The sequence below is a fragment of the Pandoraea sp. PE-S2T-3 genome (assembly GCF_002179965.1).
Classification (GTDB): Bacteria; Pseudomonadota; Gammaproteobacteria; order Burkholderiales; family Burkholderiaceae; genus Pandoraea.
In genome coordinates, this window is record NZ_NGUQ01000007.1 from 559,694 (window position 1) to 582,745 (window position 23,052).

General features: G+C 63.4%; 15 protein-coding genes. 4 read left to right on the plus strand and 11 right to left on the minus strand.

Going from position 1 to position 23,052, the window contains the following annotated elements; translation table 11 throughout:
- Window positions 1-20: 20 nt before the first annotated feature.
- From CDV46_RS04485 to CDV46_RS04505, 5 genes are all read right to left on the minus strand, one after another.
- Complete coding sequence (locus tag CDV46_RS04485; RefSeq protein ID WP_249277657.1) at window positions 21-1,145, minus strand: FecCD family ABC transporter permease; 1,125 nt, start codon at window positions 1,143-1,145, stop codon at window positions 21-23.
- Window positions 1,146-1,176: 31 nt separating this feature from the next.
- Window positions 1,177-2,013, minus strand: a complete 837-nt coding sequence (locus CDV46_RS04490; RefSeq protein ID WP_254915936.1) for a heme/hemin ABC transporter substrate-binding protein — start codon at window positions 2,011-2,013, stop codon at window positions 1,177-1,179.
- Between the two features lie 176 nt (window positions 2,014-2,189).
- Window positions 2,190-3,293 carry a hemin-degrading factor gene (locus CDV46_RS04495; RefSeq protein ID WP_087721903.1) on the minus strand — a complete coding sequence of 368 codons (1,104 nt, stop codon included), beginning with the start codon at window positions 3,291-3,293 and terminating at the stop codon, window positions 2,190-2,192.
- A 141-nt stretch (window positions 3,294-3,434) separates the two neighbouring features.
- Window positions 3,435-5,738, minus strand: a complete 2,304-nt coding sequence (locus CDV46_RS04500) for a TonB-dependent hemoglobin/transferrin/lactoferrin family receptor (protein ID WP_087722032.1) — start codon at window positions 5,736-5,738, stop codon at window positions 3,435-3,437.
- A 527-nt stretch (window positions 5,739-6,265) separates the two neighbouring features.
- Complete coding sequence (locus CDV46_RS04505; protein WP_058376615.1) at window positions 6,266-6,727, minus strand: Lrp/AsnC family transcriptional regulator; 462 nt, start codon at window positions 6,725-6,727, stop codon at window positions 6,266-6,268.
- A gap of 250 nt (window positions 6,728-6,977) precedes the next feature.
- Between CDV46_RS04505 and CDV46_RS04510 the strand changes: the two genes are divergently transcribed.
- A complete protein-coding gene (locus CDV46_RS04510; protein WP_441339306.1) occupies window positions 6,978-10,583 on the plus strand; it encodes an indolepyruvate ferredoxin oxidoreductase family protein in 3,606 nt (1,201 codons plus the stop codon).
- 325 nt (window positions 10,584-10,908) lie between these two features.
- The gene (gene trpS / locus CDV46_RS04515; protein ID WP_087690855.1) at window positions 10,909-11,937 is read left to right on the plus strand and encodes a tryptophan--tRNA ligase; all 1,029 of its coding nucleotides are present in this window, start codon (window positions 10,909-10,911) and stop codon (window positions 11,935-11,937) included.
- A 108-nt stretch (window positions 11,938-12,045) separates the two neighbouring features.
- On the opposite strand, the gene CDV46_RS04520 is transcribed toward trpS, so the two are convergent.
- A complete protein-coding gene (locus CDV46_RS04520; RefSeq protein WP_140413293.1) occupies window positions 12,046-13,095 on the minus strand; it encodes a hypothetical protein in 1,050 nt (349 codons plus the stop codon).
- Between the two features lie 373 nt (window positions 13,096-13,468).
- On the opposite strand from CDV46_RS04520, the gene CDV46_RS04525 reads away from it, so the two are divergent.
- On the plus strand, window positions 13,469-14,848 hold the full coding sequence (locus tag CDV46_RS04525; RefSeq protein WP_087721906.1) for a DASS family sodium-coupled anion symporter: 1,380 nt from the start codon (window positions 13,469-13,471) through the stop codon (window positions 14,846-14,848).
- A gap of 99 nt (window positions 14,849-14,947) precedes the next feature.
- Here the strand turns inward: CDV46_RS04525 and CDV46_RS04530 are convergent, their stop codons facing one another.
- The 5 genes from CDV46_RS04530 to CDV46_RS04550 all read right to left on the minus strand — a co-directional run bounded on the left by CDV46_RS04530 (window position 14,948) and on the right by CDV46_RS04550 (window position 21,284).
- Window positions 14,948-16,180 carry a metal-dependent hydrolase family protein gene (locus CDV46_RS04530; protein WP_087690861.1) on the minus strand — a complete coding sequence of 411 codons (1,233 nt, stop codon included), beginning with the start codon at window positions 16,178-16,180 and terminating at the stop codon, window positions 14,948-14,950.
- A gap of 117 nt (window positions 16,181-16,297) precedes the next feature.
- Entirely contained in the window at window positions 16,298-17,587 is a 1,290-nt protein-coding gene (locus tag CDV46_RS04535; protein WP_087690863.1) for an MFS transporter, read from the minus strand.
- A gap of 215 nt (window positions 17,588-17,802) precedes the next feature.
- Window positions 17,803-18,705, minus strand: coding sequence for a LysR substrate-binding domain-containing protein (locus CDV46_RS04540; protein ID WP_058376609.1), 903 nt, complete (start codon window positions 18,703-18,705; stop codon window positions 17,803-17,805).
- 44 nt (window positions 18,706-18,749) lie between these two features.
- A complete protein-coding gene (gene fumC, locus CDV46_RS04545) occupies window positions 18,750-20,147 on the minus strand; it encodes a class II fumarate hydratase (RefSeq protein WP_441339301.1) in 1,398 nt (465 codons plus the stop codon).
- 261 nt (window positions 20,148-20,408) lie between these two features.
- Window positions 20,409-21,284, minus strand: a complete 876-nt coding sequence (locus tag CDV46_RS04550; RefSeq protein WP_087721907.1) for a LysR family transcriptional regulator — start codon at window positions 21,282-21,284, stop codon at window positions 20,409-20,411.
- A 236-nt stretch (window positions 21,285-21,520) separates the two neighbouring features.
- Here CDV46_RS04550 and CDV46_RS04555 point away from each other — a divergent pair, with 236 nt between their 5' ends.
- Window positions 21,521-23,029 carry a CoA-acylating methylmalonate-semialdehyde dehydrogenase gene (locus CDV46_RS04555; RefSeq protein WP_087721908.1) on the plus strand — a complete coding sequence of 503 codons (1,509 nt, stop codon included), beginning with the start codon at window positions 21,521-21,523 and terminating at the stop codon, window positions 23,027-23,029.
- Window positions 23,030-23,052: the final 23 nt, after the last annotated feature.

Below are 23,052 nucleotides of genomic sequence, written 5' to 3' on the forward strand. Positions count from 1 at the left end.
TTGCACGTTTCGGTCCCGTCCTATAGCCCGAACTGGCCACGGCGTCGCCACAGCAGCATGAGGAAGAAGGGCGCGCCCAGTAGCGCCGTCAGAATGCCGAGCGGCAATTCGGCCGGCGACACCCACGTGCGCGCCACCAGATCGGCGAGCAGCGTCAGAATCGCGCCGAACAGCGCCGCCGCAGGCAGTACCGCGCGCGGATCGGGGCCGACCACCAAGCGCACGATATGCGGCGCGATCAGACCGATGAAGCCGATCATCCCGCTCGATGCCACCAGCGCGCCGACGCACAACGCACACGCCACCATTACGCGACGCTTCACCGACTGCACGGCGACGCCCAAGTGCAAGGCTTCGGCTTCGCCGAGCAGCAGCGCATTGAGCGAACGGCACTGGCTGGCCAGCACGACGATGCCCAGCGCCACCGGCCATACGATCACGGCCAGCATCGACCATTGCGCGCCGCCCAGACTGCCGAGCGTCCAGAACGTGAGGGTGCGCAGTTGGGTGTCGTTGGCGAGATACGTCAGCAAGCCGATCGCGGCACCGGAGATCGCGTTGATCGCAATACCGGCGAGCAACAGCAACGGCAACGCGAGACGCCCCCGTCCGGCCGCAAGCCGGTAGACGAGGGCGGTCACGCCAAGCGCACCGACGAACGCCGCCAGCGGCAGCATCCAGAGACCGAGGGACGCGGCGAGCGCGGCCGGCAACAACACGCCGCCCATCACGATGACCCCGGCAGCACCCAGCGCCGCACCGCTTGCCACGCCGATCAGTCCGGGATCGGCAAGCGGGTTGCGAAAGAGTGCCTGCAACGCCGCACCCGCTGCGCCGAACCCGGCACCCACGAGGATGCCGAGCACGATGCGCGGCAGACGAATCTGCAACATCACACTGCGTGCCTGATCCTGTACAAAGTCGCCGCTGGCGCCGCGAAACAGCGCCATGATGGCCTCGCCCGGGGCGATCCGATACGCGCCACCACATAACGCAGCAAGCACCGTCAGCGCTAGCAGCGTGACGAGTACCGTCATCACCAGCCATCGCGGCGGTCGCCGGCGAGCGATGCCGGTCGCAGGTTGCGCGAGCCTGTTGAGCGTATTGGGCGTATTGGTTGTGTTGATCGGGGGAGCGGCTGACATATCTTCGTTCAATAGCGGACCAATAGCAGCTTTACGCCGCGTGCACGCGTTGCGCCAGTTCGGCCACCGCTTGCGGCAGGCGCGGGCCGAAACCGAGCAGATAGAGCGCGTCGAAGCTCACGACACGTTTGGCACGTCCGGCAGGCGTAGTCGCCAGCCCGGGTTGTGCCAGCAGCGTGGCGGCGGGATCGACGCTCGACGGACCGGTCGTAGTCGTCAGCAGCACATCGGGCTGTGCCGCAACGGCGGCTTCTGCCGTCAGCGGGCGATACCCCGTGAAACCGCTTAACGCATTCTCGGCACCGGCGAAGGCGAGCATCGCGTCGGCGGCGGTGTCCTGCCCCGCGACCATCACCTGATTGCCGGTGTGACCCAAGATGAACAACACGCGCGGGCGACGTTGCTTGCCATAGCGTTGGGTGATCTCGTCGCGTGCCTTCTGCCAGTCCGTCATGAAGCGATTGGCCACGCGCGCACCGTCGTCGTTCACGCGCAACGCGGCGGCGACGTCACGAATGTTGTCGCGCACCAGTTCGGCGGTGTAGCCGTGCGTGAAGCGTTTCACCGGCACGCCGGCCGCCGCGATTTGCGTCAGCACATTCGGCGGACCCGCTTCCGCACCGGCGAGCAGCAGATCGGGATGCAACGACAGCACGCCCTCGGCGGAGAGCGTGCGCAGATAGCCGATCTTGGGCAGCTTGGTCGCGGCCTCGGGGTACAGGCTGGTGAGGTCGTTGGCGACCACACGTTCCTGCGCGCCGAGTGCGTAGACGATCTCCGTCAGCGCGCCGCCTGCGACGATGACCCGCTTCGGGCCAGCGGCGTTGGCGGGCACGGCAGCCGTTGCCGCCAACGCCGACGAGACCATGCCGAAGGGCGAGAGCCATGCGCCCGCTGCAAGCGCAGCGCCGCCCGCGAGCAGCGCTCGCCGGGCAGGCTTGCCCGGCACACCTGCCGCGGTAACCGATGACGTGCCCGATGACGTGCCCGATGACGTGCCCGATGACGTGTCCATGGCGGCCTCACGTGCGTCGAATGTCGTTTTCACGCGGCGGCTCCGGCGGCGGCCACGCGACCCAGCGTCTCGCGCCAGTCTTCGCGTTCGGCCTGACCCGGCTTGCGCTCGCCGAAGAACATGGCGATCACCATCCCCGACGCGTCGAGCAGTTCCAGCGATGACACGATGCCGTCGGACGTCGGCTTGCGCACGATCCAAGCGGTGTCGACGAGGTCTTCACGCAGATGCAGGTTGAAGCCCGGGTCGAGCACATTGACCCACGGGCCCATCACGCGGATGTTCTGCACCGGGCCGGTGTGAATCTGGATCATGCCGGCATTGCCGACGAAGACCATGATCGGCAGGTCGGTGCCGGCGGCATCTTCGAGCAGCGTGCGCACCGATGCGGCGGGAATGCTTTGTGCGTGATCGGCGGGTGCCAGACGCAGGGCTTGTGCGCGCGACACGCCGTGACGCCGGAGCATCTCGAAGAACTGGTGCGTATCGGTCATGGCGAGCCAATCGCGCTGGAACGCGGCGACATCGATGTCAGCGTCGGGCGTTTCGGCCTTCGGGGCGTCGGCGGCAACCACTTGCTCGCCCGGCGTCTGGTCGTCAGCGCGGTATTTGGCGACGAGCGCTTCGAATGCCCCCACGTCGCTGTGATCGCGAAGGAACATCTTGTGCACGGCCGTGCCGGTCTTGTCGAAGAATTGCAGCGAGCGGCGCGGACCGTTATCAGCCGGCGTTTCCACGGCATAGCCGTAGGCCCACTGGTGATAGAAGATGCGCAGATCGAGCTCTTTGCCGAGGCCGAGACCGATGGTGCCGTTGTGCGAGAGCTTCTCGTACGGACCGTCCTTCTCGTGCACGGCAGCGTTGTTGCGCGTGAGCGCCATCACGCGGCCCAGCGCGGGCAGGGCTTCGACAATCTCGATGAAGTCCGGGCGCAGACGCACGACGTGTTCGCCGACAAACGCGGCGACGGTCTCGCCTTCCGACACGCCGAGCGCCGCCGCAGCGTCACGATCGCGCAGGTTCTGCTCGGACTTCAGGCGTTGGAATTCGCTGCGCAGACGGGTGACGTCGGCGAGGGCGGGAAAGACCGGCTTGGCAGCAGCGGTGGCGGAGGCGTTCTGAGCGTTCATCATGGCAAATTCCTTTGTTGCGGTAGCTTGCTGGCAGGTGGCTGGCACGTGCCCGCACGGCGGCGGGCACATCGTCTGACTGGGTCTGACTTGTCTGACTAATCGGATCTCGCGACACATCTCGTCAACTGACGATTCGATCGGTCAGTACTGCAATTTCAGGCTCACAGCCACGCTGCGGCCCGGTGCCGAATACGCGTCCTTCACGTTCGACGTTTCGGCGATGTTGCGCACGTCCGACCAGTTCCAGTACTTGCGGTCGAACACGTTGTAGACGCCCGCATAAACCGTGGCGTGCTTGTTGATGTGATACCCGCCCGACAGGTCGAGCACGATCGACGACCCCGGGGCCCAGCAGGTCTGGTTTTGCTGCGTACCCGACGTGCAGGTCTTGGCGATCTGGCTTTGCGACTTGGCGGCCTGGAACAACAGGTCGGCTTGCGCGAACCACGTGCTGTTCGGCTCATAGCGCACGCCGAGCACCATCGAGAACGGGTTGATGGTGTTGAGCGGCTGGCTGCTCGAACCATCGTCTTCCGTGGTGCCGTGTGTGTAGGCCATCGCCGTGCGTAGCGTCACACCGCCCTTGAGCGCCCACGTGGCACGGCCTTCCCAGCCCTGAATGCGGGCGCGGCTGAAGTTCACGTACTGATAGATGAGCGGATCGTTCGGGCGGCCCGAGCCGCTGATGTTCTGCTGCGAGATGAAGTTGCGATAGTTGCCCGCAAAGACGGCGGTGCTATACGTGACCGGCCCCAACGTGGTGGCCAGACGTCCGCGCAGACCCAGTTCGACCGTATCGCTCGTTTCCGGCTTCAGGTTCGGGTTGGCGATCGACATGTAGCCGTACAGCGGGTTCGAAAAACCGTTGTTGACCTGATCCGGCGTCGGCGTGCGGAAGCCGCGTGCGTACTGCACATACGGAATCAGCGACGGGGCGATTTCATACATGATCGCCAGACGCGGCGAGAACGCCGAGTCGTTCGACGAGGTCGGCGCGACCGGCTTGCCGTTAGCCGACTGCGAGACGTACAGCGGGTCGTTCTGTTTCGGCGAGAGCCAGTACGCGTCGTAGCGGATACCCGGCGTGACGGTCAGTGCGCCGTAACGGATTTCGTCCTGCAAGAACGCGCCGAAGAGGGTGTAGTCGGTATCCGGGAACGCCTTGTTCGGGAACGATTCACCAGCACCCGGCACGGTGCCGTTGCGATAGCTCGTGATGAACGCGCTGCTGGCGTCCGTGCCGTACACCAGCTTGTGCGCCAGCGGGCCGGTGGCGAAGTTGCTCTCGGCTTGCAGCGAACCGCCGATGGTGCGTTCCTTGTACGTGTTGTCGCGCGTGCGGGCGCCCGCCGTACGATTTTCGTACGCGTACTGGTTGTTCTTTGCATCTTGGAAGTACAGCAACGCGTGCGCGTTCTGCACATACGCCTGCGACGCGTCGTTGAAGTCGTAATCGAGGCTGACGCGATTGCGTTCCAGACGGTCGCTGGTGGCCAGACCCAGCGTCGTGGGCGGGTTCACCGCCGACAACACCTGCGTGTCCACGCGGCGGCGCACGTTCTCGGCCGTGAGCTTGAAGGTGGAGCTCGGCGTAGCCTTGAACACGAGCTTGCCCAGCACCGAGTCGCCATTGCTGTCCTGCGGATTGGCGGTCGTGCGTGCCGTGCTGGCGCTGTTGTTGGTGCCCTTGCTGTCGAGCTCGTGCCCCTTGTTGCCGTCGATGATTACCATGCCCTGCCACTGCTCGCCGCCCCAGGCGGCTTGAGCGGTGGTGCCGAAGCTGCGGTCCATCGAGTTGTAGTACGGGCGCAGCGAGAAGTAGGTCGACTTGCCGAAGGTGTCGAGCAGGTCCTGCGGGTCTTTGGTCAGGAAGTTGACCACGCCGGTCAGGCCGTCGCTGCCGTAGAGGGACGAGGCCGGGCCGCGCAGAATTTCAATGCGGCGCAGGATGTCCATGCTCATGTAGTCGCCGCGCCCCGCTTCGAGCGGGCCGAACGAGTAGCCGGACGGCATGCGGATGCCATCTTCGAAGAGGGCGACGCGATTGCCTTCGAGACCTCGGATGTTGATGCTGGAATTGCTGTCACGCCCACCGCCCAATGCCGCGGAACCGGGGCGATACGGCGCGCGGCGCACGGTGACGCCGGGCTCGTAGCGCAGCGCTTCCTTGATGTCTTGCGCCTGCTGCTCTTCGAGATCCTGATCGGTGATGACCGAGATCGATGCCGGCGTGCGGTCCGATTCAGTGCGCGTGCGCGTGGCCGTGACGTTCACCTCTCTGAGGTTGGCCTCGGCGAGCTGCAACGGTGCCTTGGGTGTTGCCTGTGCGAGCTGGACGGCCGGGATGGGCTGGGCCGCCGTAGCTGCCGTAGCTGTGGCAGCCGCCGCACCGGTCGTTTCGACCTGAGCCTGCGCCGGAGCCTGTTGCGCGTACGCAGCAGTCATCCCGGCGGTGAGCCCGGCAGGCAGCCAGACAGCGGCAAACACCGCACGCACCAGCGGACGCAGACGCCGGTGGTTCTCACGAGCGCGTTCGCTACGCGAGTCTTCGACACGGTTGCCGGCGATGCGGCTGGTACGAATCGAAGGGTTGGCGCCGTTTCCCCGGCGCGTGGTCATGACAAATTGGCGGTCCCCGCCGCTCGACGACTGCTTCACTGCTGGCTCCCAGTGCAAAAAACCCCGTTGCTGGCTGGCAAGCGCTCGTGGCAATCGTCGTGTTCCCCCGATGTCGAAAACGACCGGGCGAAACACGCTGGCAGGCGCGGCTGGCGAAATCTCGTGCCACCCGGCCGCATGTTTTTCGGCCTCGGGACAACGAACTTAAATAAGAATCATTCGCATTTTTAACGATAAATGAAACCGGCGTCAAGGGGGAATTTCCTCGACGGTGTCAATGGGCGGGAAGGGTTGGCAAGGCGGCGGGAAGGCGCGGCGGGGCACGGGTGCCCCGCCGTGTGATTCGCTTGCCGTCAGACCGGCAGGCTCGTATCGAACTTGATTTCGCGCAGCACTACGCTGGTTTTGACGTGGGCGACGGCGGGCAGGCGGAAGATGTGTTCGTGCAGGAAGGCGTCGTACGCCTTGATGTCGGGCGCCACGATTTTCAGGATGTAGTCGGCTTCGCCGGTGGTGCTGTAGCACTCCGTCACCTCAGGGCAGGTGCGGATCTCGCGCTCGAACTGTTCCGTGCCGCCTTCCGTGTGGCGCGTGAGCTGCACGTGCGCCAGCGCACACACGTGCAGGCCGAGCTTCTCGCGATCGAGCAGCACCGTGTAGCGCTGGATCACGCCGTTCTGCTCCATCTCCTTGATGCGCCGCCAGCACGGGGTCGCCGACAGCCCGACGTTTTCCGAGAGTTCCTGCGCTGAACGGCGCGAATCGATCTGCAAGAGGCGCAGGATCTGCCGCGCAAAGTTGTCGAGTAATTCCATTTTCCAAAATGGCCTATTTCGAAATGAACGTTTCTTATTCTGCGCCAAACCGAGTGAAATAGTAAAAATCTTTCTCCTGCCTCCCCATACACTGCTTCCATACGGACGCTCGCCTGTCCTGCTGGGCCGGGCGCGACAACGAACATAACGACACGCCCCCGAAGCACGGCCGCCGCATCGATCACATCCCTGATCACAAGATGCCGGAACGGGCCGCACGGGGATCAGGAGATACACGATGAATGCCCCCATGCGCGCCGCGCTCGCGACGCCCACGGCCAACCCGCTGGCCCATCCCGACTATCAGCTCTCCGACGCGCTCACCGCACGCCGTGGTCAGATTTTCCTGACCGGCACGCAAGCGCTCGTGCGCATTTTGCTGATGCAACACCAGTTGGACGCCGCACGCGGTCTGAACACGGCGGGCTTCATCAGCGGCTATCGCGGCTCGCCGCTTGGCGGCGTGGATCAGCAACTGTGGAAGGCCAAGAAGCTGCTCGACGCGGCGAAGGTCAAGTTTCTGCCGGCGATCAACGAAGAGCTCGGCGGCACGGCCGTCATGGGCACGCAACGCGTGGAAGACGACCCTGAGCGCACCGTCGAAGGCGTGTTCGGCATGTGGTACGGCAAAGGCCCGGGCGTCGACCGCGCGGGCGATGCGCTCAAGCACGGCAACGCCTACGGCGCATCGCGCCATGGTGGCGTGCTGGTGGTGGCGGGTGACGATCATGGTTGCGTGTCGTCGTCGATGCCGCACCAGAGCGACTTCACGATGATGTCGTGGAGCATGCCCGTACTGAACCCCGCCGACATTGGCGAACTCGTCGAATTCGGTCTTTATGGCTATGCACTGTCGCGCTTCTCTGGTGCGTGGGCGGGCCTCAAGGCGATTTCGGAAACCGTGGAATCGCGCGGCACCGTCGACCTCGACAAGATCCGCACCGACTGGGCCGAACCGCTCGATTACGTGACGCCCGAAGGCGGCCTGCACAACCGCTGGCCCGACCTGCCGAGCCTCGCGCTCGAGACGCGTCTGGCCGCGAAGCTCGACGCCGTGCGCGCATTCGCCCGCGTGAACAGCATCGACAAGTGGATTGCGCCGACGCCGGACGCCGATATCGGTATCGTCACCTGCGGCAAGGCGCACCTCGACTTGATGGAGACGCTGCGCCGTCTGGACATCACCATCGAAGACCTCGCCGCCGCCGGTGTGCGCATCTACAAGGTGGGTCAGTCGTTCCCGCTGGAAATGTCGCGTCTCGACAGCTTTGTGGCCGGCCTCACGGAAATTCTCGTCATCGAAGAGAAGGGCCCGGTGGTCGAGCAGCAGATCAAGCAATACCTGTACAACCGCACGACCGGCTCGCGCCCGATCGTGCTCGGCAAGACCGATACCGATGGCCGCGCGTTGCTGTCTGCACTCGGTGAACTGCGTCCGTCGCGCGTATTGCCGGTGTTTGCCGAATGGATCGCGAAGCATCGCCCGGCGCTCGATCGTCGCGAGCGCGTGGTCGATCTCGTGGCGCACGACATCCTCTCGAACGAAGCCGACGGCGTGCGCCGCGTGCCGTATTTCTGTTCGGGCTGCCCGCACAACACGTCGACCAAAGTGCCTGACGGCTCCATTGCGCAGGCCGGTATCGGCTGCCACTTCATGGCGTCGTGGATGGACCGCGACACCACGGGCCTGATTCAGATGGGCGGCGAAGGTGTCGACTGGGCCGCGCACTCGAACTTCACCAAACGTCCTCACGTTTTCCAGAATCTGGGCGACGGCACGTACTTCCACTCGGGCTTGCTTGCCATTCGTCAGGCGGTCGCCTCGAAGGCGAATATCACCTACAAGATTCTCTACAACGACGCGGTCGCGATGACCGGCGGGCAACCCGTCGACGGTTCGATTTCGGTGCCGCAGATCGCGCGTCAGGTTGAAGCCGAGGGGATTGCCAAGCTGGTGGTGGTGAGCGACGAGCCGGAGAAGTACGTCGGACACGAAGGTCAGTTTCCGAAGGGCACGACGTTCCATCACCGCAGCGAACTCGACGCCGTGCAGCGCGAGTTGCGCGAGATTGCGGGCGCGACCGTGCTCATCTACGACCAGACCTGCGCGGCGGAAAAGCGCCGTCGCCGGAAGAAAAACGAATTCCCGAATCCGGATCGCCGCCTGTTCATCAACGAAGCGGTTTGCGAAGGCTGCGGCGATTGCGGCGTGGCCTCGAACTGCCTGTCGGTCGAGCCGGTGGAAACAGCGATGGGCCGCAAGCGCCGCATCGATCAATCGTCATGCAACAAGGACTTTTCGTGCGTGAACGGCTTCTGCCCGAGCTTCGTGTCGGTCAAGGGTGCCGCGTTGAAGAAGGCGCTCGCTGCGGCGTTCGATCAGGCCGCGTTTGAAGGGCGTCTGAACGCGCTGCCGCAGCCGGCTGCGCTTGCTGGCGATGCACCGTTCGACATCATGGTCACGGGTGTGGGGGGGACGGGCGTGGTCACGATTGGCGCGCTCATCACGATGGCGGCGCACCTCGAAGGCAAGAGTGCTTCGGTGCTCGACTTCATGGGCTTCGCGCAGAAGGGTGGCGCTGTGCTGTCGTTCGTGCGTTTTGCGAACACGCCGCAGGCACTCAACCAAGTGCGTATCGACACGCAGCAGGCCGACGTGCTGCTGGCCTGCGACATGGTCGTGGGGGCGAGCGCCGATGCGCTGCAAACCGTGCGCCGCGACCGCACGCGTGTGGTCGTCAACACGCATGCGATTCCGAACGCGACGTTCGTGCAGAACCCCGATGCCAACCTGCATGCCGACGCGTTGCTCGCGAAGATGCGTCATGCGGCCGGCAACGAGAAGCTCGACGCGTGTGATGCGCAGGCGCTGGCGCAGCGCTTCCTCGGCGACACGATGGGCGCGAACATCATCATGCTCGGTTTTGCGTGGCAGTTGGGTCTCGTGCCGGTGTCGCTGGACGCGCTGCAACGTGCGATCGAACTGAACAATGTTGCCGTGCCGATGAACCAGTTGGCGTTGGCTATCGGCCGCCTCGCGGCCGGTGACCCGACGGCACTGACGCAAACGACGGCCAAGGCCGTGAATCAGCCGGTGCATGCGCCGGTGGCGGCGGACATGTCGTTCGACGAGCTCGTCGCGCACCGCGTCGACTTGCTGACGAAGTATCAGAGCGCGGCGTATGCGGCGCAGTTTGCGAGCTTTGTGAAGCAGGTTGCCGATGCGGAAACGCGGGTGGCGGGTGCGCCGGGTCGCGTGTCGCGCGCCGTGGCGCAGCAGCTTTCGCGTCTGATGGCGTACAAGGACGAGTATGAAGTGGCGCGTCTGTATGCCGAGACGTCGTTCACCGAAGCGCTGGGCGAGACGTTCGACGGCAAGCCGGGCCGCGATTTCCGCCTTGAGTTCCACATGGCCCCGCCGCTCATCGCGCGCGGCAAGGACGGTGGCGCGCCGAAGAAGGTCACGATCGGCCCGTGGTTGTGGCCCGTGTTGCGCGGCATGGCGAAGCTGCGCGGTCTGCGTGGCGGTGCCCTCGACGTGTTCGGTTACACGCTGGAGCGCCGCATGGAGCGTCAGTTGATCGCCGACTACCGTGCGACCATCGGTCAGGCGCTGGCCGGTCTGAACGCCGATAGGCTGGCGGACGTCGCAGCGTTGGCGGAAGTGCCGGCGAAGATTCGCGGCTACGGCCATGTGAAGCTGGCGAATCTGGTGATGGCGAAGCGTGTCGAAGCGACCATTGCCGGCCGTCTCGACGTGACGCCGGCCACCGGTGATGCCGTGACCGAGGCACTGGCCCACGCGCGCAGCAGCGGCAAGTCCCTCAAGGGCATTCCGGTGGTGACGGCGCGCTAAGCTAACGCCATCGAAGGCTGCAATCCGTAGGTAATATGCTGGCAAATGCCGTTCAGTGGCAAGACTGAACGGCATTTTTATTTGGACGCGCAAAGCGATCATGCCGCGCTATCCGAATTGGCGTCACGTAAGGCGTTTCCATACCGGCATCCGGCCAACGCGCTACCATTCGGGGGTTACGGTTTACGCGAGTGGGTAGACTCGATGCCGGCTGGGCATGCGACGGAGGGTTTTGGCGCGGCTCGGCGGGTGTGGCCGGCCCACCAATCTGCTAAGTAGCCGGTTGAGTCGTCGGTTCAATAAGCGGTTGATTATGGAGAGAAAAATGAGTGTTTCGAAGTCGCCTGCGGACCGCAAGGTCATTCTCACGGGTGACCGCCCGACTGGCCCGCTGCATTTGGGTCACTACGTCGGCAGTCTGAAGAACCGCGTCGCTTATCAGCACGAATACAAGCAATTCGTGCTCGTGGCCGACGCACAGGCGCTCACCGACAACACGGATGATCGCGGCAAGGTGCATCGCAACGTCTCGGAAGTGGCGCTCGACTATCTGGCCGTTGGCATCGACCCGGATGTGACCACCATCTGCGTGCAGACGTGGCTGCCCGAGCTGACCGAACTCACCTTCTACTACCTGAACCTCGTCACGGTGGCGCGCCTCGAGCGCAACCCGACCGTGAAGCAGGAAATCGGGCTGCGCAACTTCGAACGCGATATTCCCGCCGGCTTCCTCACCTATCCGGTGAGCCAGGCCGCCGACATCACGGCGTTCCGTGCGACGCTGGTGCCGGTGGGCGAAGACCAACTGCCGATGATTGAGCAGACGAACGAAATCGTGCGGCGTCTGAACCGTCTCGCCGATCGCGAAATCCTGGTCGAAACGAAAGCCCTCGTGCCGCCGATCGGCCGTCTGCCCGGGATCGACGGCAAGGCGAAGATGAGCAAGTCGCTCGGCAACGTGATCAACATTTCGTCCTCGCCGGACGAGATTCGCAAGGCCGTGAAGAACTGCTACACCGATCCGCTGCACCTGCGCGTGGAAGACCCGGGCCATCTGGAAGGCAACGTCGCGTTCGCATATCTCGATGCGTTCGACGAAGACAAGGAAGGCGTGCAAGCCATGAAAGACCACTACGTGCGTGGCGGTCTGGGCGACTCGAAGGTCAAGGCGCGTCTGGAAGAGCGTCTGCAAGAGATGCTGCGTCCGATGCGCGAGCGCCGCGAAGAATTCGCGAAGAATCCGGATTACGTGTGGGATATGCTGCGCGCCGGCACCGAACGTGCCCGCGAAACCGTGTCGCAAACGCTGGACGACGTGCGCTCGGTATTCGTCACGCCGGGGTGGAAGAAGTAACGTCTTACGAGCAAGACACAAGCGCGATATTTGCGTGAAGCACGCGCTTCAGATGTTGAGAGGGGCAGTCCGAGAGGGCTGCCCCTTTTTTTGTTGATGCCATCAAATTTACGTCGAGCGGGCAGCTTCAAAATCTTTTCGCATGCGCTCCATCGTGGCATTCATCGCGTCCATTGAGGAACGAAGGTTGCTGATGTCATTCCCCATCGTTGTCGTTCGTTTATCGATATCGTCCGTTGCGCGTCCGAGACGCCTGACGTCATTGCGCAAGTTTCCCGTTTCTTGTGTGAGATGTTCGATGCCTTTGAGCGTGCGATAGGAATTTACGGTGTTCATGCGTTGCTCCAGTTGTGTGATGGTCAGATCGTGCAGCTTGTCGATGGATTTGGAGAACTCGTTCCAGCCGGCATCTCGCTGGTAGAAGCGTTGATTGAGAATGGTGTTGAGCGCACTGGCTAACGTGTATGCGATGCCGAAGGCCACGGCTGCGACAGCGATTGCCCCGCCAGACAGCACGAACGCAGATACCGTGATGGCGATGGACGTGGCCGCGAGCATCACGATCACCGCAGCCTTTGTGTTGAGCCGATTCTTTGACGAGGGCAGGCATTTGCGGGCGGCGTCGAGGTGCGTGCGTAATTCACTGAGCAAAGTGGCCTGTGTCACGCTGTTGTCCGCGCTTTCCTTGCTTTCACACAGCGTCGATGTCGTCTTCAGCAGAGCGTTCAATGCGCCGTCTATTTGCCGCAGACTCTCGTGGAGATTGCGTACCGATTTCGACAGATTTTCCGCATCGTGCCGATCGTTTTGCTTGCGCGCATACCGGCGAAAACAATGCAGCGGATTTTGATGACGACCCGGCGTGCCGGTCTTGTCCCACACGGTCGCATCGAGCTTCTTCATCGCCTTGTCGAGGCCCTCGATGGCGACGTCGATTTGCGCTGGCGGGACTGCCTCGAAACGATTTTCGCCCAGTTGCCAGGCAACGTTTTTTACTCCCTCAAGCTTTGCGACGATGTCGCGATGTAATCCGTTGGTTGACCGCCCTGCGGCAACCGAGGGGTGAGGCATTTTGGCGTCATGCAGCGATGCGTCAAACGGGGAATAGACATCGGAACTCCAGGGTTTCCATGGGGTGAATGAAAATTCGGATGACATGTGGAGTGGCTTCCTCTGACGGCGTTTGCAGTTTCAGGAAATGCTTCGTCACGTGCCGACGCTATCTGACGTAGCCGGGCCAATTTTTCTGCCGTTCGATGCGACGCGCTTTCGGTTTCCCCGTTCGTGTTTCGCCAAGTGGACATTGCCGGTCCCCTCTGCGCTCCCCCTGATTCCCCGCCCAAAACGTGTTTGGGCCTTTTCCTTGGCGTTACTTCGGCAAATTGGCATCTAACGTACGCGCGCGAGTCACGGCTGCTTTGCTCCCCCGGGGTGAAGTGCCGGGCGAACTCGCCGTGTGGCCCTCGATCACCCCCCCAAAGCGGTCAGGGCGCCGCCAATCAAAACGACTACATGGATCGAGGTATAGGAGATGAACGATATTGTTGGAAAGGTGGCACGCACCTGGGCCGTGTCCACACGCGATATGTGGGTGCTGGCGGCCAGTGCCCTGATGATGGTGACGATGATTCTCGTCTTGCCGTTCGAAGACAAAACCAACCGCGGCCTCGCATTGGCCGCTTTCGTCGCGGTGTTGTGGCTATCGGAGGCCGTGCATCTCACCATGACGGCGTTGATGGTGCCTGTGCTGGCGGTTCTGCTGGGCATTCTGGAGACACCGGCGGCCTTGCAGTCGTTCGCACATCCCATCGTGTTTCTGTTCTTCGGCGGGTTCGCGCTGGCGACGGCGCTGCGCGTGCAGGGACTCGACCGTTTTCTCGCCAACCGGCTGTTGCATCTGGCCGGTGGTCGCATGAACCGCGCGGCGTGGATGTTGTTCGGGGCGACGGCCGCCATGTCGATGTGGGTGAACAACACCTCCACCACGTCGATGATGTTGCCGCTCGCGCTCGGCATCCTTGTGCAACTCGACACGCGGGACGACCGCAACACCGTGGCGTTCCTGCTGCTCGGCATTGCGTACAGCGCCAACATCGGCGGCTTGGGCACCATCGTCGGTAGCGTGCCCAACGCGATGGTGGCGACACATTTGGGTATCGACTTCCTGACGTGGGCGAAATTTGGAGTACCGCTGGTTGCGGTGTTGTTGCCGCTGATGGTGGTCACGATGTATGTCGTGCTGCGCCCGCGACTGGACCAGCGGATCGAGACGACGACGGAACCCATGGTCTGGACCGCGCAACGCGTCGTCGCCGTGACGATCTTTGCGGGCACCGTACTCAGTTGGATCTTCAGTCAGCAGATCAGCCAGTTACTCGGTGGCGTGAAGCAACTGGATACGCTCATTGCGTTGTCAGCAGCGGTCTTGATCGGCATGACGGGCGTGGCCAGTTGGAAGCAGATTCAGGAGCACACCGATTGGGGCGTTCTGTTGCTGTTCGGTGGTGGTCTGACGTTGAGCGTGGTGCTGCGCAATTCGGGCGCGAGCGTGGTGATGGCGGAAGGTGTGTCGAGCGTCTTCGCGATGAGTCACACGCTGGCAGTCTTGCTGATCACTGCGGCGTTCATCGTGTTTCTGACCGAGCTCACCAGCAACACGGCCAGCGCGGCAATTCTGGTGCCGATCTTTGCAACTATTTCGGTATCCTTAGGTTTTCCAGAGGCGTTGCTCACGATGGTGATCGGCATCGGCGCGTCGTGTGCCTTCATGCTGCCGGTGGCCACGCCACCTAACGCCATCGTGTTCGGTACCGGACAAGTGCCGCAACGCCGGATGGTACATGCGGGCTTTTTCATCAACCTGATTTGCGTGGTGGTGATCACCGCATTCGCATGGACGTTGTGGCGATGAGGCGCAGCGCATCGAAGTAGCGACACAATGAAAAACGCCGTGACGTGTAGAACGTCACGGCGTTTTCTCATGCCCTCGCAAGCGAGGTTGCTACGGCGATTACTTCGGCTGCTTTGCGACCTTGCCGTCCTTGAACACCCACTGGATGCCTTCGCCTTGGCCGGTCAGCACGCCGATGGTTTCCAGCGGATTGCCGTCGACGACGAGCACGTCGGCGAGTGCGCCCGGTGCGATCACGCCCAGCTCGCCTGCGCGGTTCAGAATCTCTGCGCCGATGACCGTTGCCGAGCGCAGCGTCTCGGCGGCACCCAGCACGTCGGCGCGAATCGTCAGTTCATCCGACTGGTACTTGTGCATGTCGCCCAGCAGGTCGGAACCGAAACCCATCTTTACGCCCGCGTCGCGATAGATCGACAGTGACTCGCGGCCCGCACGTTGCACGCTCTCGACCTTCGCCACCGATTCCGGCGGAAGGCCCAGCGATTCGCCATCCTTGGCGAGTGCGTCATACGTCACGAGCGTCGGCACTACATACGCGCCTTTCTCCGCCATGAGCTTGGCCGTCTCGGCATCGCACAGGTTGCCGTGCTCGATGGTGCGCACGCCGCAGCGTACGGCGCGTGCGATCGCCTTCGGCGTGTACGCGTGGGCCATCACATACGTTTGCGCGGCTTCGGCTTCTGCGACCGCTGCGCGGATCTCGTCTTCCGAATACTGCGTGTTCGCAATCGGATCGACCGGCGAAGCGACACCGCCCGACGCCATCAGCTTGATCTGCGTGGCGCCCTTTTGGATCTCTTCACGCACGGCCAGACGGATCGGGTCGACACCGTCGACCACACGGCCGATGGCGCCTGCACGGAACGCGCACGAACACGGCTCCAGCACGTCGCTGCGCGGACGAAAATCGCCGTGACCGCCGGTCTGCGAAAGTGCTTTGCCCGACGGGAAGATACGCGGGCCCGGAATCACGCCTTGTTCGATGGCCTGTTGCAGCGCCCAGTCGGCACCGCCGGCGTCGCGCACGGTCGTGAAGCCGCGGTTGAGCATGCCTTGCATGATCGGCAGCGACTTGAGCACGGTCAGCACGTTGGGCTGACTGGCGTTGGTGCCGAGATTCGGATGCGAGGCGAGTACGTGCACGTGGCAGTCGATCAGGCCGGGCATGACGGTCTTGCCGGTCACGTCGATGACGGTCGCGCCATCGATGTCGAGCGGCGTCGCGGAGACGGCGGTGATGCGGTTGCCCTCGATGGCGACGTCGTGGCGCGCGAGCAAGCGGCCGGCGGCAGCGTCGAGCACATTGCCGCCGCGAAGCAGGGTAACGGACATGGGGGAGTTCCTTGGACGTTGTTGGAGTGTTGGTGCAGAGGTGCAGCGAATTGCAGCGAAATTCAGCGAAATGACAAAAAGGCGCGCCGGTGAGGGCGCGCCTTTTCTATGAAACGGTCAGGCCTTGGTTTTGTACGGCAGCGGCTTGACGAAGCGGGTGCCCACGAAGCTGATGGCCGCCGCGATGATCACGTAGATCGCCGGGGCCATGTTGCTGCCCGTGCGGGCGATCAGCCACGTGATGATCAGCGCAGCGAAGCCGCCGAAGATCGTGACCGCGAAGTTGTATGCCACCGACAGGCCGGTCGACAGCACCTGCGGCGGGAACAGCTCCGAGAATGCCGCGAGAATCGGGCCCGTGTAGCAGGCGATCAGCAGGCCGAACACGATCTGGAACGTCAGCAGCGATTGCAGACCCGGTGCCACGTTCAGATACGTGAACATCGGCCACGCGAGCAACAGAATCAGCAGTGCGGAACCCGACAGGAACGGACGGCGGCCGTAGCGGTCTGCCAGACGTCCCACGACCGGTGCGAACACCAGAATCATGGCGCCGCCCACCATGCCTGCGGTGAAGCCATTGGCGGCCGGCAACTTCAGCACGCGTTGGGCATACGTCGGCATGTAGAACAGCAGCACGTAGGTGCAGATCGTCCACAGCACGACCATCGAGAAGCTCGCGAGCGTTTCGCGCGGGTACTTCGAGAACACGTCGCGCAGCGGCGTATTCGACTTTTCGGCGTGCTGGAACGTCGGCGTCTCGTCGACCTTGCTACGGATGTAGAAGCCGACCGGGCCGATCAGCATGCCCACGATGAACGGCACACGCCAGCCCCACGATTCGAGCGAAGCCTTGTCCAGTTCCGTCGTCACGAACGTGCCCACGGCCGCGCCGAGCAGCACGGCAAAACCGATGCTCGACTGAATCCATGCGGAGTAGTAGGCGCGCTGATTGGCCGGCGCATATTCGGTGAGGAACGCCGTCGCGCCGCCCATTTCGCCACCGGCCGAGAAGCCTTGCAGCAAACGCGCGAGCACGATGATCACGGGGGCGGCCAGGCCGATCTGGTCGTAGGTCGGTGCGAGGCCGATCATCGCCGTGCCGGCAGCCATCAACAGGATGGTGAGCGACAGCGCTGCCTTGCGGCCGACGCGATCGGAATACACACCGAGCACGATGCCGCCGACCGGGCGCATGAAGAAGCCCACGCCGAACGTGGCCACGGCCAGCAGGAACGACGAGAGGTCGTCGCCGGTGGGGAAGAATTGCTTGGCGATAATCGCCGCGAAGAAGCTATAGACGGTGAAGTCGAACCATTCCAGACCATTGCCGATCACCGTCGCCACAATGGCGTGACGGCGTTGGCGGTCCAGGTTGGCTTGAGGCACTGCGTACGTCGCCTGCATCTGGGTCTCCCGGAGGATGGGTGGCGTCCGTTGCGTGCGAGAAGTCACGTCATGCCGGTAATACGCCTGCTTTTTTGTCGGATCACGTTCGCCCTACGGCACGAACATGCGCGGATGAACCACAACATAGGTCAGACAAAATGACAGGAAAAACGATAATTCCGCATGTTGCCATGCGTGCAGCGCATAGCAACTTTGTCAGATGCCCTCTAACCCTATGACGGCAAACGGGTTTGTGAGTAGATCCAATTGCGGAAAATTCTGGCTGCGGCATGCTCATGGCGCTCGGCAGGCCACACGAGATAGTAGCCGCCGCCCAGACTCGCACGTGCGTCGCACGCCGGGACGAGCAGACCCGCCTCAAGGCAGGGGTCGATCATGTGACGCCAGCCCATCACCAGACCGCCGCCTTCGATGGCCATCTGCACGAGCAGCGGGTAGTAATTGGCGCTGACCATGCGCGGCGACTTGGGCGCGCTCACGCCTTGCAGCTCGAACCAGTCTTGCCACGACATCCACTTGCGCTGACCGTCTTCGATGAAGAGCAGCGTCTCGTTGACGAGATCGGCGGGTTTGAGCGTGCGGCCGTCGAGATAGGCGGGGGAGCAGACGGGAAAGACTTCTTCGTCGAAGAGCCGCCGGCCCGCAAAATCGGGCGGCAGATCGTTTCGCACGTAATAGACACCGAGATCGAATTCCGACGCCGAGAGCGAGGTGAGGCCGTCTTTGACGATCACGCGAATCTTTACGTCGGGGTGGGCCGCGCGAAAGCGCATGAGTTGCGGGGTCATCCACAACACCGCGACGCCGGACGAACACGCGACCGTCAGTTCGAGGTCGCCGCGACGCTTCATCAGGTCGGCGGTGGCCTCGGCACATTCGTTGAGCAGGCGTTGAATCTGTTCGGCGTAGCGCTGGCCGGCAACGGTGAGGCGCAGCGTGCGATGTTCGCGCGTAAAGAGGGTGCGGCCGAGAAATTCTTCAAGCTGCGCGATCTGACGGCTGACCGCGCTTTGCGTGAGATTGAGCTCCGCCGCCGCGCGGGTGAAGCTCGCGTGCCGCACGGCAGCGTCGAACGCGACGAGACAGTGCAGTGGCGGCAACGGCGAGATGGGCATGCGCGGCGGGGTCTCCTGTGAGCGTTAGGGTGGCAGCGTGACGCTTAGCGCTTGCCGACCATTTGCTCCGGGCGCACCCAGGCGTCGAACTGCTCGGACGTGACGTGGCCCGAGGCCAGTGCCGCCGCCTTGAGCGTGGTGCCTTCCTTGTGCGCCTTCTTGGCGATGGCGGCCGCCTTGTCGTAGCCGATGTGCGGGTTGAGTGCCGTCACCAGCATGAGCGACTCTTCGAGCAGGTTGCCGATGCGCGCGCGGTTCGGCTCGATGCCGATGGCGCAGTTATCGTTGAAGCTCACCGAGCCGTCGGCCAGTACGCGCACGCTTTGCAGGAAGTTGTGGATGAGCATCGGCTTGAACACGTTCAGCTCGAAGTTGCCCATCGAGCCGCCGATGTTGATCGCCACGTCGTTGCCCAGCACCTGACAGCAAAGCATGGTCATCGCTTCGCATTGGGTCGGGTTGACCTTGCCCGGCATGATCGAGCTGCCCGGCTCGTTTTCCGGAATCTGCAATTCGCCGATGCCGCAGCGCGGGCCGCTGGCGAGCCAGCGCACGTCGTTGGCAATCTTCATCAGGCTGGCAGCGAGCGTCTTCAACGTGCCGTGTGCATTGACGATGGCGTCGTTGGCGGCGAGCGCTTCGAACTTGTTCGGGGCGGTGATAAACGGCAGGCCGGTGTCGCGCGCGAGCGCTTCCGCCACTTTCTGCGCGAATTCCGGGTGGGCGTTCAGGCCGGTGCCCACGGCGGTGCCGCCGAGTGCGAGCTCTGCCACGTGGGGCAGGGCGTCGTCGACGTGCTTCAGGCCGTGATCGATCTGCGCGACCCAGCCCGAGATTTCCTGACCGAGTGTGAGCGGCGTGGCGTCTTGCAGGTGGGTGCGGCCGATCTTGACGATGTTGTCGTACGCATGGGCCTTCGCAGCGAGCGTGTCGCGCAGTTGGCCGACGCTCGGCTTGAGGTGGTTGATCAGCGCGTCGAGGGCTGCCACGCTCATGGCCGTCGGGAACACGTCGTTCGACGACTGTCCCTTGTTCACGTCGTCGTTGGGGTGCACGAGACGCTCTTCGCCGCGCACGCCGCCGAGCAGTTCGCTGGCACGGTTGGCGAGCACTTCATTCATGTTCATGTTCGACTGCGTGCCCGAGCCGGTCTGCCACACGGCCAGCGGGAATTCGTCGTCATGCTGACCGGCGACGACTTCGTCGGCGGCCTTGATGATGGCATCGGCCTTCTTGGCGTCGAGCACGCCCAGACCCTTGTTGACTTCGGCGGCGGCGCGCTTGACGCGGGCCAGTGCGCGCACGAGTTCGCGCGGCATCTTTTCCGAGGAAATCTTGAAGTTTTGCAGCGAACGCTGCGTTTGCGCACCCCAAAGACGATCGGCAGGCACTGCAATTTCGCCGAAAGTATCGCGTTCCATTCTCACAGACATGATCAACATCCTTGTAGAGAGACAAGCGTCTGCCCCGCTGAAATGGGTAGGGCGGACTCTGAATTGTAGAACTTCAATGACGATTCGACATGACAGGCATCCCGGGGGAAAACCGTGTCATGAGAATGAATTGCGGGGGCCTCGCGTGTTCGGGTGGCGGCTTTTGCGGGCTCGGAGGCCACGTCTGGTGGTGATTCGGCCGCTATTTCAGCCACCTTTCAGCCGCTTTACAGCCGTCTTATAGCCATTTTCTGCGCCGCCGGTATTCTGTCACGCCCAGACCGCCGCGACCAGTTGCAGCGCGGCGGCAATGGCGGGTTCTTCCCGGCGGGCGGCCAGCGTGACGAACGTGAGTTCCGTGGGCACGGCCACACCGTCGGCAATGACCAGCCCGTGGGCACGGGCTTCGCGCAGCGCTATCGAGTCGCGCATGAGCGACAGGCCAATGCCGGATTTCACCAGATCGAGCATCGACGGCTCCTGATCGACCTCCGCCACTTTCACCGGCGAGACGTCGAGTGCGCCGAACAGCGCCGAAAGCAGACGGTTGTGGGCGGATTCGGGCGGCGTCCAGATCCACGGCAGGGCGGCCAGCTCGCGCCAGCCGCGCCGGGCCACACGCTCGCGCCAGCCCGCCGGGGCAAGCACCTGATAGGAGAACGGTGTGAGGGTAATCGTGTGAAAGCGATCGCCTTCGGGGCGGCCTAGATAGAAGCCGACATCCAGCTCGCCGCGAGCAATCTGTTGCAGCACCGAGCCTGACATGCCGTGGCGCAGCGCCGTTTCAATCTGCGGATACGACTCGACCAGCCGCTTGAGAAAGGCGCCCAGTCGCGTGAATTCCGGATCGAGGATCGTGCCGATGCGCAACCGGCCGCGCACCGTCTCACGCAACGCGCCAGCAGCTTGTTGCAGATCGGCCAGCGCGGCCAGCATGCGTTCGGCGAGCGGGAGCAACGCCTGCCCGTCACGCGTGAGCGCCAGCCCTTGAGCGGTGCGCGTGAAGAGTGTGAGGCGCAGGGTTTCCTGAAGGGCTTTGACTTGCAGGCTGACCGCCGGCTGCGTGAGGTGCAGGCGCTGCGCGGCACGTGTGAGGTTGCCCTCATGGGCGATGGCAACGAAGGCGCGAAGATGAGCGAGTTCCATGCGGCGGCAGGCAGAGAGCGTTGAAACGGGGCAGCAAAGCGCAGAAATCCCCCGCTTCACGCCCCGCAATATAAGGGCATCTTATATTGCTTTTCATAATTTCTCATTGGATCGCACCGCCATCCGGCAGTACGCTAGGCAATCACTTTGGCGAATCGCGTTGTGCTGCGGTGCGGCACAACGTCAATTCAGGCCATTGCCATTCCACGCAGAGACCGGATTCAGGGAAAACCAACATGAGTAGCGCTGATATTGCAACCGTGCAGCACTTCATTGGCGGCCAACAGGTGGCCGGCCGCAGCGAGCGCTTTGCCGATGTGTACAACCCCTCAGAAGGCACCGTGACGGCCCGTGTGGCGCTGGCGAGCGAGGCGGATGTCGATGCCGCGGTCGCCGCAGCAAAGGCGGCCTTGCCTGCGTGGTCGGAAACGGCGCCGCTCAAGCGCGCCCGCGTGCTGTTCAAGTTCAAGGCGTTGCTCGACGCGCATCAGGACGACCTCGCCCGGATCATTTCGCGTGAGCACGGCAAGGTGTTTTCCGACGCTCGTGGCGAAGTCACACGCGGCATCGAGATTGTCGAATACGCGTGCGGCGCACCGCAATTGTTGATGGGCAAGCACAGCGACAACATCGGCGGCGGCATCGACAACTGGCATTTGCGTCAGCCGGTCGGCGTGTGCGCTGGCATCACCCCGTTCAACTTCCCCGCGATGGTGCCGATGTGGATGTTCCCGGTGGCGATCGCGTGCGGCAATACGTTCGTGCTCAAGCCGTCCGAGCGTGACCCGTCGGCGAGTCTGCTGATGGCGGAACTGCTGCGCGAAGCGGGCTTGCCCGATGGCGTGTTCAACGTGGTGCAGGGCGACAAGGTCGCCGTCGATGCGCTGCTCGCGCACCCCGATGTGGAAGCGCTGTCGTTCGTGGGCTCCACGCCGATTGCCGAATACATCTACACGGAAGGCACGCGACGCGGCAAGCGCGTGCAGGCGCTCGGCGGTGCGAAGAACCACCTCGTGGTGATGCCTGACGCCGATCTCGATCAGGCGGTCGATGCGTTGATCGGTGCCGCCTACGGCTCGGCTGGCGAGCGGTGCATGGCGATTTCGGTCGCGGTTGCGGTGGGGCAGGTGGCCGATCGCCTCGTCGAGGCGCTGGTGCCGCGCGTGAAGGCGCTGCGCATTGGGCCGGGTTCCGACGACGCGTCGGAGATGGGCCCTGTCGTCACCGGTGCGCATAAGGCGAAGATCGAGGGTTATATCGCCGAGGGCGTGAAAGCGGGCGCCGAGTTGCTGGTCGACGGTCGCGGCTTGCAGGTGCCGGGGCATGAGAAGGGCTTCTTCATCGGTGGCACGCTGTTCGATCACGTGACGTCCGACATGACGATTTATCGCGAAGAGATTTTCGGGCCGGTGCTTGCGGTGGTGCGTGTGCCGGATCTCGCCGCGGCCATCGAACTCGTCAATGCGCACGAGTACGGCAATGGCGTGTCGTGCTTCACGAGCGATGGCGGCGTGGCGCGTGCGTTCTCGCGTCAGGTGAAGATCGGCATGGTCGGCATCAATGTGCCGATTCCGGTGCCGATGGCGTGGCAATCGTTCGGCGGCTGGAAGCGCTCGTTGTTTGGCGACCATCACGCTTACGGCGAAGAGGGTGTTCGCTTTTACACGCGCTTCAAAAGCGTGATGCAGCGTTGGCCGGACAGCATCGCGAAGGGCGCGGAATTCACCATGCCGGTGGCGAAGTAGCGTGACGGGATAGACTGCGTCAC

What these genes read in the sequence shown, in the direction of transcription:
- CDV46_RS04525 (WP_087721906.1), top strand. Translation starts at nt 13,469, where the DNA reads ATGAACGATATTGTTGGAAAGGTGGCACGCACCTGGGCCGTGTCCACA.
- CDV46_RS04520 (WP_140413293.1), bottom strand. Translation starts at nt 13,095, where the DNA reads ATGTCATCCGAATTTTCATTCACCCCATGGAAACCCTGGAGTTCCGAT.
- CDV46_RS04500 (WP_087722032.1), bottom strand. Translation starts at nt 5,738, where the DNA reads ATGACTGCTGCGTACGCGCAACAGGCTCCGGCGCAGGCTCAGGTCGAA.
- CDV46_RS04485 (WP_249277657.1), bottom strand. Translation starts at nt 1,145, where the DNA reads ATGTCAGCCGCTCCCCCGATCAACACAACCAATACGCCCAATACGCTC.
- CDV46_RS04555 (WP_087721908.1), top strand. Translation starts at nt 21,521, where the DNA reads ATGAGTAGCGCTGATATTGCAACCGTGCAGCACTTCATTGGCGGCCAA.
- CDV46_RS04510 (WP_441339306.1), top strand. Translation starts at nt 6,978, where the DNA reads ATGCGCGCCGCGCTCGCGACGCCCACGGCCAACCCGCTGGCCCATCCC.
- CDV46_RS04535 (WP_087690863.1), bottom strand. Translation starts at nt 17,587, where the DNA reads ATGCAGGCGACGTACGCAGTGCCTCAAGCCAACCTGGACCGCCAACGC.
- CDV46_RS04505 (WP_058376615.1), bottom strand. Translation starts at nt 6,727, where the DNA reads ATGGAATTACTCGACAACTTTGCGCGGCAGATCCTGCGCCTCTTGCAG.
- trpS (WP_087690855.1), top strand. Translation starts at nt 10,909, where the DNA reads ATGAGTGTTTCGAAGTCGCCTGCGGACCGCAAGGTCATTCTCACGGGT.
- CDV46_RS04530 (WP_087690861.1), bottom strand. Translation starts at nt 16,180, where the DNA reads ATGTCCGTTACCCTGCTTCGCGGCGGCAATGTGCTCGACGCTGCCGCC.
- CDV46_RS04490 (WP_254915936.1), bottom strand. Translation starts at nt 2,013, where the DNA reads ATGGTCTCGTCGGCGTTGGCGGCAACGGCTGCCGTGCCCGCCAACGCC.
- CDV46_RS04550 (WP_087721907.1), bottom strand. Translation starts at nt 21,284, where the DNA reads ATGGAACTCGCTCATCTTCGCGCCTTCGTTGCCATCGCCCATGAGGGC.
- CDV46_RS04540 (WP_058376609.1), bottom strand. Translation starts at nt 18,705, where the DNA reads ATGCCCATCTCGCCGTTGCCGCCACTGCACTGTCTCGTCGCGTTCGAC.
- CDV46_RS04495 (WP_087721903.1), bottom strand. Translation starts at nt 3,293, where the DNA reads ATGATGAACGCTCAGAACGCCTCCGCCACCGCTGCTGCCAAGCCGGTC.
- fumC (WP_441339301.1), bottom strand. Translation starts at nt 20,147, where the DNA reads ATGTTGATCATGTCTGTGAGAATGGAACGCGATACTTTCGGCGAAATT.